Genomic DNA, 13,668 nt, shown 5'->3' on the forward strand with positions numbered 1-13,668 from the left:
TAGAATATATCATAAATTCCGCCAGGCTCGTCCTAAATCTAAAAACCCAGCACAGATCCATGCATCCACATTGCTGGGCCATCTTTTGCAAGTATTCATTTTAATTATATCATTATTCATTCCTGGTCACTTTGGCCAACTTCTTGGCCTTCTCGCGTTTTATACGACTCCACACCAGCAAAACGACAAATGAACTGGCCAGGCAAATGAAGATCACTTTCAAATAATGCTCCACCACGTTCAGAATGTACTGCCACTGCTCGCCGAATATAAAACCAATGCTGAAAAAAGCCAATACCCATGCAGCCACGCCCGTATATCCATACAGCCACACCGTCCGATAGGGAACCCGAATCATGCCGATAAAATACCCGATAAACTGCCTGACCCCGGGTATGAAAAAACAAATAATGAGCAGCTTATTTCCATATTTGTTGTAATAGGCCTGCGTCTTCTCTACAAGGGACGGCTTGATAAACAGCCATTTTCCATATCGCTCGATAAGCGGCATCCCGAGTTTGTATCCCAGGATATAGGTAATGGTTAACCCCATGGCCGCTCCCATAAAAGCAGATCCAACTGCAGGTGCCATATCGATAATTCCTTTATAGGTTAAAAAACCGGTATAGGTCAATGTGCTGTTTCCAGGAGGAATTGGAAGAGCAATAAAATCAAGGGGGAGCCCAATCAATAACACTAGATAACCATATTGTTCAAATAACTGCTCAACCAATTCAAACAAATTCATGGGGAAAACTCCTTCATCTTACCGATAACTGTCATAGTAGTGTTGTAGCGTTTCATTCACATAAACTTCTCTGTTCAGGACCTCGTAGGGCACCGGATTCACCTCTTCAGACCATTCACGGGAAAAGCGCTGATTCTGCTGTATATCCATCAGTCTTGTCAGGACCAGCAAAGCCGAATCTTTATGCGTGTTCAAGGCGGCCTGTCGTTTCATCTCTCGCAACAAGGACGGACTCTTAATTAATGTCAGCAGTTGATGCTTCAATTCACCGGCCATGGCCTGCCGTGCCACGCCTATTCCAACCAGATAATCCGCATTATCCTGCTCTTGGCCTGGCAAGGGTTTTACTAACAGCATCGGCCGCTCCATCGTTAACGCCTCGGAAATCGTGAGTCCTCCCGGTTTTGTCACCATCAGGTCCGCTATCGCCATCAATTCATGCATGCGATCCACATAACCCATAACAGTGATTTGCGGATGACCAGCAAACTCCTCCAGCAAAGCTTGATACAACTTCATATTACGGCCGCACACGACCATAAACCGAACATCCTCCGGGTATGACCTTGATTTCAAGAGCTCGATAATTTCTTTATCGATCATCCCTTCTCCGCCGCCCATGATCAACACAACCTGCTCGGATGGACGCAAGCCATAATGAGCTCGGAGCCGTCCGGGATCCATTGGCTGACTATACAGCGGATTGACGGGGATGCCGGTTACGGAAATCTTTTCGCTTGGCACGCCTTTGCGCTCCAACGCAACCTGCACCACATCGGAACCAACCATGTAATAATCCGTATGAGCGTGTATCCAGTAGCTGTGATCCGTATGGTCCGTCATGACGGTTGCCGTCGGTACATTGGTAAAGCCCATCCCTTTCAGCAGAGACATCCCTGCTGCTGCCGGCGGAAACGTGCTGACCACGATAGCCGGATTTTCCGTTTCCAGCATCGTGCTGAGCTTGTGAAGACTGAAGGTGCTGAAGCGTTTCAGCATATGGATGAGCGTGTTTTCCTCGCGCGTTTTTTGAAATAAATAGCCGTAAACGGATGGGAAATGCTTCATCCACTGCATAAAGAAAAACTGACCGGCCACATGCAGCCGCGGATGGGTTAACTCCATATAATCAATGACTTTAACGCGCAGATGAGGGTAGTTTCTTTTTGCTGATTCCACAATGGCCTTTGATGCCTGGTTGTGACCCTCTCCCAGACTTCCGGTTAATATGATGATTTTTTGCTCATATATGGATCTCATGAATATTACTCCTTATCTAACGTTATGTGATTCCAATGACATGCATCAGGTAAACGACCAGCCATCCTGAACCGAATCCAATCAGACTGCCTGCGAGACAATCCGTCGGGTAATGATATCCCCAATAAATACGGGATAGACCGACCAGCACAGCCAGGATAAGCAGCAGTATCGTCGGCAGCGGTGATACCAGAAAGAGCAGTGGTGTAATCACGGCAAAGATCGCTGTGGTATGTCCTGACGGGAATGAATAGTCCTTCAATGGGAAATTTCCAATCTTCACCTGCTCCAGAACCCGGAATGGGCGATCTCTTCTGACGATCTTCTTGATGAGGACAACAATCAGATGGCTAACGGTTAAGGCAATGGCACTCTGATATGCCGTTATGTCCCATGCTTCAAACGCTACCCAGGCGATGAGCAGTGCACTCAGGATCGTGAAGGTGGCTCCACCGAGATGGGTGATACCTCCGAACAACCGATCAAAAGCTCTGTTGCTGATGGTCTGGTTGCACCAGACGAATACCCGATGATCGAATCTCCGCAATCGTTCTATCATTACTCTTCACCTGCCGTTACATCCGTCGATTCTGGTGGACCCTGCACAACAGGGACCTCCGCACGTTTCTTCTTGCGGTTCTTGACAAGACGCACTGTCAGCCAGATCCCTCCTATCAGAGCACCTACAGACAGTAGAATGATCGTAAGTACACCGTCCACCATATGCTCTGCAGCACGCCCGTACACGTAGAACAGGATACCTACGGTATAGAACTTCACGGCACGCCCGAGGGCTGCGTAACTGAGTAGTTTCCATAAAGGATAACTCATACAACCGGAGAGGATGGTGAAGATTTTGAACGGAATCGGCGTAAACGCACCGACAAGAATAGCGGCTTCCCCATGCTTGGTGAACAAAGTGGTGGCCGAATCGTACCATTTTTTCTTCATGATCTTGGTTAAGACCAAATTTCCGGAAACCTTGCCGATTCCATAACCAATCGGCGTTCCGATCAGGCAGCCGACAAATCCGATCGTGGCAAGCCAGATCGCACGATCTGGACTCAATGCACTTAAAGACAATTGCGAGAAAAGAGCCGGAATCGGAAAAATAATCGCATCGATCATAGCATGAATAAATAATCCGATATCGCCTAAATTACGTAAAAAATCCATCTGGCCTTGTCTCCTCTGCTAGGCTTTCTACTTGGCAGCCCGTATGCTGTGCGATATCGTTGGTTACATTTAAAATCAAATTCATCCGTTCACATTCCTCTCCGAAATCATGTTAATGAAAGGATATCATGATTGGGAAAGGATGACTTCCGTCTTCAGACGATAATGAACCTAGACTTAGGTCTAGATACTAATAGTAGATATAATATAGTAGATATAGTATAAACGAGTTTTATGATCAATAAGTTGAGTTTATAACCATTTGGACCAAAAACAAAAAAACAGCTTAGCCGCAATGCGCGGCCAGGCTGCCAAGTTCTAAGACCATGTGCTATTCAAATTGACAAATTTGCGGGACTTCTCGGACCGAGTTCACCACATGATCGGCCTGCGATAAGTCCTGATTCCCCGAATTCGGGTTCACGAAGCCGATGCATTTCATGCCAGCCGCCTTCGCTGCAGCAACGCCGTGCCTTGCATCCTCAAGCACCATGCAATGCTCCGGATCCACACCGAGCAATTCAGCCGCCTTCAGATATACATCCGGCGCCGGTTTTCCCTTCTCCACTTCTTCACCGCTCACAACGCATTGAAAATGATCCAGGAGATCAAACTTACGCAAAACGGCTGAAATAAATACAGGTGGCGATGAAGATGCTATAGCCGCCGGTATGTTTCGTGCTTTAAGCTCCGCAAGGAGCTCCCGTATGCCATCAATAGGCTCCATTTCCCGGGAAGTAAGCATTTCAATTTTATTGGACAATTGGTATTCAATGATTTCCGAAACGGATTGGGTAAGCTGATGTTCATCCTTAATGGCTGCCCACATCTCCGGATTGGTCATACCTACATACTGCTCCAGCTGTTCATGGGTTATCGCCGATCCGTAGTCGTTCATCACCTGAATATCGACTTCAAAGTGAAGCGGTTCACTGTCAATAATAACCCCATCCATGTCAAAAATAAATGCCTGTATCATGTTCAAACTCCTTTGATAAAATGTTTTTAGTTAACGCCAGATTATATCGAGTACCATTCCCAGCACTCCGGATTTATGGCCTCTGAGGACATCGGGATTGAATACTTCGACGAAGCCGCAGCGGGTGCAGGATACAAAGACATCACTCAAATGAAATGATATCGTGCAGCTCCATAAGGGAATGAATCTCATATTTAGGTTGAATGGCTGTCGGGTTTGCCTTGCGCAGCGGGTTATACCAGCAGGTGTCGATCCCGTAACGAATACCTCCTTGTATATCGGAAGTTAGTGAATCACCAACAATAAGAACCTCGCTCTTGTCGGGATGGTTCAACTTATCAAAGGCATAATCGAATATGCCTTCATGAGGCTTTTGGGACCCTGCATCCTCTGAAACAATGATGCATTCAAAGGAATCGCATAACAACGATCGGCTAATACGGTTAAACTGCACCTCCTTAATTCCGTTCGTAATGATCGCCATTCGTTGACCGCGCTCGGTCAGTTGTCTGCACAGCTCTTCCGCCCCCTCCATTAGGAAGGAGCCTTGCCCTAAATATTTTATGTAAACATCGCTAAAGGCATCGGCATCCAAGGCGCACGTAATGCCGTGTTCTGCCAACAAACGCTCAAATCTGGCTGTACGCAATTCACGCTGTGTAACCTTCCCCTGCTCAAAATCACTCCACAACTGCTGATTAATGCGTCTGTAGCTGTCTACGATGGCATCCGTGCACTCCTGACCAATCTCGCCAAATACGCCGGATAACGCAAAAGCCTCCGACTTGGCATAGTCGTATAAGGTTTCATCTGCATCAAATAAAATTACGTTGTAACGCACGGCTGCCCTCCTTACATGCTCACCCTTATTCCAATCTGGATTGTTGATTTAATTCCCGAATCTTCTGCCTTTGTTGGTGCTTTAGACGATCCCTGTTACTCTTTACCAGCTCCGTTAGACGAACAAGTATTAACAATAACAATGTAATGATTACCCCTACTGCCAGTATTATCATGACCCATTCGTCTACTCCGAAGAGCATAAATAGAAGCAATTCGATCAAAATAAAGAACCCTGCACCCAAAGCAAGCTGTTTCATAATACCTCCTTAACTCTCTCTTCGGAGTTTATAGAGATGATGCCGCTCCTGCTCAAGCTCAATTTCGCCCACATACTTAAACCCGCATTTTTGGATCACTTTATTGGAGGCATGATTATGAAGAACGGCTAATGCACTCAGCTCGCGCTCGCTTGTATTTTGGAACAAAAACTGGATTAATGCCCTTACAGCTTGGGTGGTATATCCCTTATTGTAATGCTGATTCGAGATTCCGTACATAATTTCTCGATTGGGCTGGGGCAGCTCCTCTTTAGGACCTGTATTGCACCAGCCGATACATTCGTCTGTTGCTTTCAAGACCATGGCTAGTCGCAGACGAAGCTGTCCCACATCCCCGCCGTTTTGAACAGCCTGCAAGAACTGCCGATTCTCCACAATTTCATAGTTGGTTAACCATTCAAGCCGCTGTTCCCTGGGTACATCCCAACCGGGCAGGAACTGTCTGATCTCCGGTTCATGCGTGATCTTAAAGATCGCATCAACATCTTTCACCATATATTCCCTGAGCAGGATGTCCTCACATTCAATTGTAAAGGGTATTTCTTGAGCATCGATATTTATCTTGTGGTTCAATTTAGCCTCCTGTATTGATTTGCTTATGTTCCCTGGCCCATGACGATGGCATCAATTGACCGGCCCGAGTATAAGCATCATCAGGCTCAACAATTGAGAGGCTTTGAATATTTCCTTCCAGCTCAGACCAAATTCAGCCTCATCTGAATGGTAATCATCTTCCGGTCATCATCTAGCGTCGTAATACAGACATCGTAGGGCTCAAAACCAAGTTTATGATAAAAAACAAGCCCTCTGGAATTGGTATTATGGCAGCTAAGATAAAAGCGAGTCATTCCATATTTCTCTTTGGCTATATCCATCATGGTCTGTAACAGCTTCTGTGCGGCTCCCATTCCCCTATGCGACGGAGCAACAATAACATTGCCAAGCCACAGAGATTGATCAATATCCTCATAAAAATTTGCGTAAGCCACTACCTGCCCACTAGATTCTTCAACAATAACCGTGGGATCATATCGATTTTCCAGCAAACTCAAGACTTGCTCCGGCGTCCAAGGGAACTCTGATCTGGGACTAACATAAAACAGCTCCTCCGGCGTCTGAGGAAAGCTGCATATCGTTGATAGATCCTCGTCTGCCAGCGGCCTATGGATGTACATAATACAAGGTCCTCCTTACTTCACATTTTGTGCAATATACATGCCTCTTCCAATCATGCCTTCCGGATCGTGCTCCACGCGAAGGCCCGCTTCCTGGAATGCCTCGATCATCTCTTTCACGGTAAAGAGCCCCAAGCGATGCTCCTCCGTATAATGCTCGATACCATGCTCGCTTCCAAACAAATACTCCATTTTCATGATCGAAATATCGCCTTCGCGGTCCGAATGGGACATCCTGCTCATATGGATCCCGCGATGCTCGGTCATGATCGTGTCCACTCTTCCGGTGGTCCAGACATCCGGTGTCAGCCACGGCTCAACCAGAATGACACCCTCTTCGTTCAGATGCTCCTTAAACTGCGTTAGGGTCTGCACCAACATTTCCAACGTTTTCACGTATCCGATGGAGCTGAACAGACAGAGGATCACATCATATTTCCGGTCCAAGCGAAAACGGGTCATGTCGGCAACCGAATAATGACCATCCGGATTTTTCGACTTCGCGATCGAAACGAATTCCGGATTTAAATCGATACCATCGATCGTATAGTGCTGCTTTAAGAAAAAGGCGTGTTCCGCGGTTCCACAGGCAACGTCGAGTACGGTCCGGTAATCCTTACCCTGTCTTCTAATATATTGCCGGACCTGCTGCGCCTCCTGCTCATAATCCTTAAAGCTGTAAATCACGTCATAATATTTCGACGATAAATCAAACATGGATACACCAACTTTTCGCATAATAAGTAACCTTCATGTCTTTATCTGCAGCCAAATAAGAGTTCGTAAGCTATAAAGACCCCTACTTAGATAACATCATCTAAAGTCGGGGCATCCGCTCAGTCATCTTCCATGATTATACAACCGTTCCTCAGATTGAGTAACCCTTTGTTCAAGTAAGCAGCAGACTTATGAACATCCATGATTATGGTTGTGCTTACCCTTCGATATGCTTGTGCCTATACCAATAGGAATAGATCTCTTTATACTGAAGATGATCATACAATCGGCTTGCGGCAAAATTATTCTGTACCACCTGTAAATAGCTGCTTGTAGCCCCATGTTTCTTGGCCCAATGCAGAATATGTAACATTAACTGTTTGCCGTACCCACGATTTCGACAGGCCGGAGCGGTAACCAAATCATATATTCCTACATAGCCCTGCTCCAATGCACCAATTCCGCATGCTACAGGTTCAGTACGATCATATAGGATGAAGAATCCATATTGTATCACGGAATAGTTAAACAGCTTTCTTTTTACAGCCTTGTTCTTCTCGGATATTCCGGTTATGTCCGCAAGCACATCCAGCCATTCATCGGTCAGCTTGTCTTCGATCTGAACTTCCTTATGGGATGGCGACTCCATATCATCCAGGTGAGCCAATACTCGGAGACTGGTAGGATCCAATAGGGTATAACCCCTGGATTCTAAAATAGGATCGAGTTCCTGCGGATTGAATGGTGTGATTTTAAATACGACGTCAAGTCCGGCCTTAACATATAAACGCTCACATTGTTCAATCTGGCTATTAAGGTCGATCGAAGACTCCGTATAGAGAGCTTGAATTGAGTTGGATCTCTTGGTATAGCCGTCTGCAAATCGTAACAACCATCCCTGTTGTGTCAAGGTTTGGAGCGCTGGCCAAGCGTTTAAGGTAAGCTCCTCGATTCTCTTATGCACGTAAATCACTCCTACAATATGTTAGGAATAAATATACGTTAATATGAATTTTTATTCAATAAATAAAATGTATTATTCCTTACTCTGAACCAGACCGTTCACCCGGTTTCGTTAGTGGAATTAACCGCCTTATAAACTGAATATAACTGGAACATCTGCAAGTCTTCGTTTCCATATCATATGATCTGCTCCACTCCCCCAATGGTCCTGTAGGACATAATCGGGTTCACCCAGCTTCTTCTTCCATATCTTCTGTGCACGAGAGTATCCGCTATCCAAACAAAATTCCGTTAATCCTTTATTGAGAAGCGTAAGATACATGATATTTAACATTAGATTTCCGATCCCTTGCTGTTGGCAATCCGGATGAACAAATACCGTTCCGATTTCAACCACATCACGCAATCTCCCATCGGTAGCTTCCCGGATCAATGCATTAGATGGTCCATACTCGATGCAGCTCACAATGCTGTTATCTAGCAGTCCGATGAGAAAATATCTCTGCTCTCCGTTCGTTTCAAAATCTGCGTTCAGGTACCTATTTTTGCTGTCAATCTCCTGTTCAATATCCTCCAGTAAATCTGCCAAGCCTTCTTTGGCAAAAGTATCGGTAATTACGAACCTGAAAAAATGCTCCATAGCTTTTATATCGCCGCGATTTGGTCGCCTGACTTCTACTTGAAGCATGTTAGGCCTCCTTGTAGCTTCAATTACAATAGTCTCACAGATCTTTGGTGTGTTTCAAAACATGGGCTTTAACCTCATCCTTTTGTTCATCGGTTAACTGGACAGGTTTCCAAGCATGATCATCAAGGATGTGGAGGGTTAGAGGTTGATCAAGCTCCTGCTCGAGATTGTTTGTATCCTCCGTCTGTAGATTTTTTAATCGTTTATGACTCTGATCGTACACCTTTGTTAGAATAAAGTTTCCGTCGCTATCATAATAGTCTTCAATCGCCCGTACTCGCGACAGCGTTGCTCCTCGATTATCTTCATGGTTGGTAATGGAATTCACTTTTTTATAACCTGCAGGCACATAGAATCCACCAGCATTCATTATTGTATTTTCAACGATATAAGCCTCAACATGCTCTACCTTTTCCCCTTCGCTCTGACAGGAGGACAATACCAATACCATCCATAGGATGCAGATCCATGAACCAACTCGACGTCTACTCTTCAGAGCTACACCCCCCTATATCCGTAATCAATTGCCAAAAGTGCCTGATACTATTGTTGATCACCTTGTTTTCTCCAGACCGGATCTCCAAAATGATCTTTGCCGCCGTTTCTTTAGCCAGCTTATAATCTTGAAACTCAATATGCCCTTGGCGTAAGGCTTCCTCTAGCTCATCTTCATCTTGAATGAAGAGGCTTCCGTCTGGAAGCACAATAACATCCAGATAGAGATCATCCCAATAAGGGATCCCTTCGTCACTAACTCCATTCACCCTAGAAATATCGTTCTCATGCGTTATTCCATGCGTTCATTGCGGATTACCATATGTAGGTGGTCTTCCCAGACGCCGTTAATATTCAAATATTTGACGGCCAGTCCTTCTTCGTAGAAGCCTAATCTTCTCACTACATTCAACGAAGCTATGTTTCTTGGCATAATGTTAGCTTCCAGCCGGTGCAGCCCCATCGTATCAAAGCAATAGTCGACCACGGCCCTTAGCGCTTCGGTCATATACCCTTGCCCCGTATGAGCCTTTGCCAGCTTGTATCCCACATGGGCCGATTGAAAGACGCCCCGAACGATATTGCTGATCGCAATCGAACCGATAATTTCATCATCTTTATGCAGCCACACTTTAAACAGAGATCCGTCTGCTATGCTTCGGCTCTCCGCTTCCAGAATCTCCTCCTGCTTATCGATGGTATAAAACTCAGCTTCTCTAGCTGGCTCCCATACCTTCCAATGCTCATCGTTCTTAACGATAACATCCACCACATCCGCTGCCCGATCCCGATCAATCGTCTTCAATTGCAGACGAGAAGTTTGTATCGTTATGGTCATGCGACGCCCCCCTTGAACTACTTTAACTAAAATCTAGACAATAACCTATCCGTCCCTGGGAATATAATTTTTTAGCTCCGAACGGGTAATTCCACGGGCTTCCCCCTCTGAAGTCAATCGGCAAGCACGAACACCAACAAAACCAAAATTGTAATTTTGAGTTTCTTCATTTTATTTCCCTAATATTTTCACAGATTAAAATGCCGCTTAACCTCTTCGTAGTTCTCCTGAATGCTTTTGCTTCCGTCCACGAATATAACCTTGAATCCCCGATTCATGGCGTCCTTGGCCACATATGCCGCAAAACCGATATCTCGTCCCATCCAATTCTGAAACGCGATATCGGGATCATCGCATTGATTCAGAATATCATGGATCCATGCGCGCTTCGCATAATGCTCCTTCTGGAAATCCGGAACCGGTACGATCCATATTGCCTGACGGGGGCTGGATACCAGCTGTGCTACTTTTTCAGGTAAAAGCGCTGCTCCCTCCACAATGATGGGGGGTGAAGCCGGCAAAGCCGATACATCATCCACGATCATCGGAAACTCCTCGCGATAAAACTCCAGCTCCTCATCAATCTGCTGCTGAACCGGTCGTGACCATAATGTATTCCAGTTCATATCCTTCAAACGGAACATGGTGGGATGCTCCGACGGATTGCATGAGTGTACATGCTTCTCGTTGAACAGGTCACATTGATAATAGGTGTAGCCGTAATCTTTCGTGATCATTTCGGCAATCGTGGATTTGCCTGAACATGGGGAACCTCCGATCCAGTATACGTGGGAGTAGTCTTTTTTCTCGTTCATCATCTAATCATGCCCCTCTGTCGTTAACTTTTCTTAACTCGTTTCGAATGTCCAGCAATACGTTCCAAATCGCCCGCAAATATACCACAATGAATAAAAAGCCTACAATCAATATCAATGCGATCATACCCATAATCTCTCCACCTTTGCTGCTCTGACTGGAGACCTCCAATCGACCATAACTCTTCTACGTGTAATCCCTCTTACCCTCAGCGCTTTTTCGAATCCGGCTGAAAATTCTCGTCCCTTCACAATGGAAAGCATGTAACAGCCTCCTTCGGATCTATTCATCGGAAAATGATGGTTATCGGTTATCTGACTTCGTTTCCTCTCTAATTATAACTATTCTTTCAGCTAAAAAGTTACGCTAACCTTACATTCACACCATTGTCCTACATAACGAAAAGAACCGCCATTAACCCCCGGTTCTCAGTAAAATTTATGGTAGTCATACGCTCTTGTACCTTGATCTTAGCCTACCACGGCATCCAGTTCCGTCTCACGCTGTTCATGTTCGGGAACTAACACCTCAACCACGACTCTAGTCGGTACGCAGATGATCTGCTGATAGGGTTCCGAGATAAATCCCATATCCAGTGCAATTCGCTTCGGGGCATCCGAGTATATCATCTGGATCCCGTAGTTATACACTTTCAGCGTGTTGTGTCCAAACTTGGTTTTAATATCAATGATACGTTCGTCCGCGGTCAGCGGGACAGTCTCGTATTCTTTGCCGTTCACCGTAATCAAAGCCTTGAGTTCTCCCTGCTGGTAATCTGCATGGCTATGCTTCCACCACTGCAGTCCCGTGAAGGAGCCAAGGATCAGGATCAAGGCAAACAGGATCATATCTCCGCGTCTTATTCTGGACAACATGCTCCCTCCTCCCAAGCACAGTCTTTGGAAACCCAGTATGAACGATGTGCAAAACCACCGAAATGAATTTTGTCACATTCGATATCCATGTGAACAGCTTGTACAACCGAAGGAGCAAGCCGCGAAAGCCTTGATGCAGCTCTCGCTATGGGGCAACCTGCCGGCTGCCCGGAAATGACTCGATCATGTGTTGGAGGCAGTGATTTCACCATGAATGGCTTGAATCACTTCCCTCTTTTCTATCAATACAACTCCGTTGACCTGCATGCACAGATTACATACCGCCCATAGATCCGTGCTCCCTGATAGCACCAATTCCTTCCGACATACGGATGTACATAACGCGAGATGCAATCCTGACACTTGGCCCGTTGTCCCGCAGGATCACTCGTATACCACCAGCCGGAAGGATAAGGGCATAAACCTTTACAATCGTCGATCACCGTCTTGGGGGTGCAAATAATATAATCCGACGGACAGGAGGCATCTGCGCCGCAGCCTGAGCAATATTGTCCATGCGGAGGCCGGCAGGGCCCCGCAGCAAACGAGATTTTAACGATATCGTTATCATCGGGACGAACTAATACTTTGGCAAGCGTCTCGGCCGTTTTTTGGGCAAATTTATTCAGCAGCGACTTCCGATTCATCTTCCGGGTAACCCGGCTGATCATCACCTGCGTCTCTTCGTCCTTGTTCTCCGGCTTCCGCCACATACTCTCACCTCATCTTAAGAAGCCCGTGATGCTTTCGCGTACGCTTCAAGCTGTTCCCGACTGTTGACCAATCCCTTATGCCTGATGACACCGTCCATATCCACCGCGTAGGCATAAGGGGTGACCTGCACATCGAGATGATTCGCAAACTCCGAACTTACGATCAGCACCTCATCGTCATAACCTATTTTTCGGACATACTCCGATGCCAAATCCACGGACGAGAATAGCAAAAGGATGGGTCTCACGTTATTCATCCTGGTGATCCGCTTAAAATCCGGCAAAATATCAGCGCATTCCTTACACGTCGGCGATCCAAACAGCATGATGGAAGGTGTGCCAATCAGCTCGCTTGTGGACCACTCGGCCCCCCGCAGGGTTGTCGTTGTGGCCCCGGGGATTTTATGGCCGACCGGAATGCCGGACTGATTCACGCCTCTCGCGGTACCCATCACCATAATCCCCAACTGCCGAAACAGGACCAGGTTCAGAATGACCAACGGTACAACCAGAATCCACAGTATGGCATATGAGATCCAGAAGAACGTGTTCATCGCAGCCCCCTTACAACCTTTTTATTTTGGAAATATGAGTTGCGGCAATCTCGCGGTATATTCGGATCGCATGCAGGGCATCCGGGACCCCTATGATGATAAAGAGCGATAGCAGCAGCATCATCCCCTCCATAAGCAGACCGGTTACATCAAAAGAGTGGCGATGCGCAAACCAGTCAGAATGGCTGTAGATCAACCCCATAAGTCCCATCGTCAGATTGAACCCAATTAATGGAAATCCAAGCTTGGAGCTGATCTGAGGCCCGAGACAGCCGCAGTCCACCCTCCCTTTTTTTCGGATGAAATAAGCGACGCCCACACCCTGAACAAAATAAAGAAAAGAGATGCCCAGGAAACTGTACCGCGATGGAAAACCATATACCATGGTCACTGACAAGACCTGCAGGAGGATGAGCAGAGCATGCAATTGGGCACTTCCAGGGAACCGATCCGGATCACCGAATGCACGGCTCCAGCCAAAGCTCACCACGGACAACAGCATGGGCAGCGTAACGGATATTGCGAGCAAATCGTACATGGGCCCATATGC

Annotated in this window: 22 protein-coding genes; all 22 read right to left on the minus strand. The window is 46.4% G+C overall.

The window, feature by feature from the left end; translation table 11 throughout:
• Positions 1–112: 112 nt before the first annotated feature.
• Complete coding sequence (locus MKY82_RS19590; RefSeq protein ID WP_339294170.1) at positions 113–748, minus strand: DedA family protein; 636 nt, start codon at positions 746–748, stop codon at positions 113–115.
• Positions 749–766: 18 nt separating this feature from the next.
• Entirely contained in the window at positions 767–2,008 is a 1,242-nt protein-coding gene (locus tag MKY82_RS19595) for a glycosyltransferase (RefSeq protein ID WP_220684827.1), read from the minus strand.
• Positions 2,009–2,030: 22 nt separating this feature from the next.
• Entirely contained in the window at positions 2,031–2,567 is a 537-nt protein-coding gene (locus tag MKY82_RS19600) for a phosphatase PAP2 family protein (protein WP_339294171.1), read from the minus strand.
• Positions 2,567–3,184: a VTT domain-containing protein gene (locus MKY82_RS19605; protein ID WP_339294172.1), complete on the minus strand. Its 618-nt coding sequence runs from the start codon at positions 3,182–3,184 to the stop codon at positions 2,567–2,569. The genes MKY82_RS19600 and MKY82_RS19605 overlap by 1 nt, the downstream gene beginning before the upstream one ends.
• Before the next feature lie 331 nt (positions 3,185–3,515).
• Positions 3,516–4,163, minus strand: coding sequence for an HAD family phosphatase (locus MKY82_RS19610; RefSeq protein WP_339294173.1), 648 nt, complete (start codon positions 4,161–4,163; stop codon positions 3,516–3,518).
• Between the two features lie 30 nt (positions 4,164–4,193).
• On the minus strand, positions 4,194–4,355 hold the full coding sequence (locus tag MKY82_RS19615; RefSeq protein ID WP_339294174.1) for a zinc ribbon domain-containing protein: 162 nt from the start codon (positions 4,353–4,355) through the stop codon (positions 4,194–4,196).
• Positions 4,306–5,004, minus strand: coding sequence for a YjjG family noncanonical pyrimidine nucleotidase (locus MKY82_RS19620; RefSeq protein WP_339294175.1), 699 nt, complete (start codon positions 5,002–5,004; stop codon positions 4,306–4,308). The genes MKY82_RS19615 and MKY82_RS19620 overlap by 50 nt, the downstream gene beginning before the upstream one ends.
• A gap of 25 nt (positions 5,005–5,029) precedes the next feature.
• Complete coding sequence (locus MKY82_RS19625; RefSeq protein ID WP_339218017.1) at positions 5,030–5,263, minus strand: hypothetical protein; 234 nt, start codon at positions 5,261–5,263, stop codon at positions 5,030–5,032.
• Between the two features lie 9 nt (positions 5,264–5,272).
• Positions 5,273–5,857: a GNAT family N-acetyltransferase gene (locus MKY82_RS19630; RefSeq protein ID WP_339294176.1), complete on the minus strand. Its 585-nt coding sequence runs from the start codon at positions 5,855–5,857 to the stop codon at positions 5,273–5,275.
• Between the two features lie 122 nt (positions 5,858–5,979).
• Positions 5,980–6,459, minus strand: coding sequence for a GNAT family N-acetyltransferase (locus MKY82_RS19635; protein WP_339294177.1), 480 nt, complete (start codon positions 6,457–6,459; stop codon positions 5,980–5,982).
• Between the two features lie 15 nt (positions 6,460–6,474).
• Positions 6,475–7,197, minus strand: coding sequence for a class I SAM-dependent methyltransferase (locus MKY82_RS19640; protein ID WP_194543259.1), 723 nt, complete (start codon positions 7,195–7,197; stop codon positions 6,475–6,477).
• Positions 7,198–7,393: 196 nt separating this feature from the next.
• Positions 7,394–8,140, minus strand: a complete 747-nt coding sequence (locus MKY82_RS19645; protein ID WP_339294178.1) for a GNAT family N-acetyltransferase — start codon at positions 8,138–8,140, stop codon at positions 7,394–7,396.
• A gap of 129 nt (positions 8,141–8,269) precedes the next feature.
• Positions 8,270–8,827, minus strand: a complete 558-nt coding sequence (locus MKY82_RS19650; protein ID WP_339294179.1) for a GNAT family N-acetyltransferase — start codon at positions 8,825–8,827, stop codon at positions 8,270–8,272.
• Positions 8,828–8,861: 34 nt separating this feature from the next.
• Positions 8,862–9,266 carry a hypothetical protein gene (locus tag MKY82_RS19655; protein WP_339294180.1) on the minus strand — a complete coding sequence of 135 codons (405 nt, stop codon included), beginning with the start codon at positions 9,264–9,266 and terminating at the stop codon, positions 8,862–8,864.
• A gap of 46 nt (positions 9,267–9,312) precedes the next feature.
• A complete protein-coding gene (locus MKY82_RS19660) occupies positions 9,313–9,591 on the minus strand; it encodes a DUF402 domain-containing protein (protein ID WP_339218024.1) in 279 nt (92 codons plus the stop codon).
• 23 nt (positions 9,592–9,614) lie between these two features.
• The gene (locus MKY82_RS19665) at positions 9,615–10,160 is read right to left on the minus strand and encodes a GNAT family protein (protein WP_339294181.1); all 546 of its coding nucleotides are present in this window, start codon (positions 10,158–10,160) and stop codon (positions 9,615–9,617) included.
• A gap of 188 nt (positions 10,161–10,348) precedes the next feature.
• Positions 10,349–10,978, minus strand: a complete 630-nt coding sequence (locus MKY82_RS19670) for a hypothetical protein (RefSeq protein WP_339294182.1) — start codon at positions 10,976–10,978, stop codon at positions 10,349–10,351.
• Positions 10,979–10,982: 4 nt separating this feature from the next.
• Positions 10,983–11,108 (minus strand): hypothetical protein, encoded by a 126-nt coding sequence (locus MKY82_RS19675; RefSeq protein WP_339294184.1) that lies wholly within the window; start codon positions 11,106–11,108, stop codon positions 10,983–10,985.
• Between the two features lie 338 nt (positions 11,109–11,446).
• On the minus strand, positions 11,447–11,851 hold the full coding sequence (locus MKY82_RS19680; protein WP_339294185.1) for a NusG domain II-containing protein: 405 nt from the start codon (positions 11,849–11,851) through the stop codon (positions 11,447–11,449).
• Between the two features lie 242 nt (positions 11,852–12,093).
• Positions 12,094–12,564 (minus strand): hypothetical protein, encoded by a 471-nt coding sequence (locus MKY82_RS19685; RefSeq protein WP_339294186.1) that lies wholly within the window; start codon positions 12,562–12,564, stop codon positions 12,094–12,096.
• 14 nt (positions 12,565–12,578) lie between these two features.
• Positions 12,579–13,118 (minus strand): thioredoxin fold domain-containing protein, encoded by a 540-nt coding sequence (locus MKY82_RS19690; RefSeq protein WP_220684816.1) that lies wholly within the window; start codon positions 13,116–13,118, stop codon positions 12,579–12,581.
• 10 nt (positions 13,119–13,128) lie between these two features.
• Complete coding sequence (locus MKY82_RS19695; protein ID WP_220684815.1) at positions 13,129–13,656, minus strand: MauE/DoxX family redox-associated membrane protein; 528 nt, start codon at positions 13,654–13,656, stop codon at positions 13,129–13,131.
• Positions 13,657–13,668: the final 12 nt, after the last annotated feature.

Origin of the sequence: Paenibacillus sp. FSL W7-1279 (assembly GCF_037969845.1) — a bacterium.
Lineage (GTDB): Bacteria > Bacillota > Bacilli > Paenibacillales > Paenibacillaceae > Paenibacillus_AQ.

What these genes read in the sequence shown, in the direction of transcription:
- MKY82_RS19590 (WP_339294170.1), bottom strand. Translation starts at nt 748, where the DNA reads ATGAATTTGTTTGAATTGGTTGAGCAGTTATTTGAACAATATGGTTAT.
- MKY82_RS19595 (WP_220684827.1), bottom strand. Translation starts at nt 2,008, where the DNA reads ATGAGATCCATATATGAGCAAAAAATCATCATATTAACCGGAAGTCTG.
- MKY82_RS19600 (WP_339294171.1), bottom strand. Translation starts at nt 2,567, where the DNA reads ATGATAGAACGATTGCGGAGATTCGATCATCGGGTATTCGTCTGGTGC.
- MKY82_RS19605 (WP_339294172.1), bottom strand. Translation starts at nt 3,184, where the DNA reads ATGGATTTTTTACGTAATTTAGGCGATATCGGATTATTTATTCATGCT.
- MKY82_RS19610 (WP_339294173.1), bottom strand. Translation starts at nt 4,163, where the DNA reads ATGATACAGGCATTTATTTTTGACATGGATGGGGTTATTATTGACAGT.
- MKY82_RS19615 (WP_339294174.1), bottom strand. Translation starts at nt 4,355, where the DNA reads ATGAGATTCATTCCCTTATGGAGCTGCACGATATCATTTCATTTGAGT.
- MKY82_RS19625 (WP_339218017.1), bottom strand. Translation starts at nt 5,263, where the DNA reads ATGAAACAGCTTGCTTTGGGTGCAGGGTTCTTTATTTTGATCGAATTG.
- MKY82_RS19635 (WP_339294177.1), bottom strand. Translation starts at nt 6,459, where the DNA reads ATGTACATCCATAGGCCGCTGGCAGACGAGGATCTATCAACGATATGC.
- MKY82_RS19640 (WP_194543259.1), bottom strand. Translation starts at nt 7,197, where the DNA reads ATGCGAAAAGTTGGTGTATCCATGTTTGATTTATCGTCGAAATATTAT.
- MKY82_RS19650 (WP_339294179.1), bottom strand. Translation starts at nt 8,827, where the DNA reads ATGCTTCAAGTAGAAGTCAGGCGACCAAATCGCGGCGATATAAAAGCT.
- MKY82_RS19665 (WP_339294181.1), bottom strand. Translation starts at nt 10,160, where the DNA reads ATGACCATAACGATACAAACTTCTCGTCTGCAATTGAAGACGATTGAT.
- MKY82_RS19670 (WP_339294182.1), bottom strand. Translation starts at nt 10,978, where the DNA reads ATGATGAACGAGAAAAAAGACTACTCCCACGTATACTGGATCGGAGGT.
- MKY82_RS19675 (WP_339294184.1), bottom strand. Translation starts at nt 11,108, where the DNA reads ATGGGTATGATCGCATTGATATTGATTGTAGGCTTTTTATTCATTGTG.
- MKY82_RS19680 (WP_339294185.1), bottom strand. Translation starts at nt 11,851, where the DNA reads ATGTTGTCCAGAATAAGACGCGGAGATATGATCCTGTTTGCCTTGATC.
- MKY82_RS19685 (WP_339294186.1), bottom strand. Translation starts at nt 12,564, where the DNA reads ATGTGGCGGAAGCCGGAGAACAAGGACGAAGAGACGCAGGTGATGATC.
- MKY82_RS19690 (WP_220684816.1), bottom strand. Translation starts at nt 13,118, where the DNA reads ATGAACACGTTCTTCTGGATCTCATATGCCATACTGTGGATTCTGGTT.
- MKY82_RS19695 (WP_220684815.1), bottom strand. Translation starts at nt 13,656, where the DNA reads ATGTACGATTTGCTCGCAATATCCGTTACGCTGCCCATGCTGTTGTCC.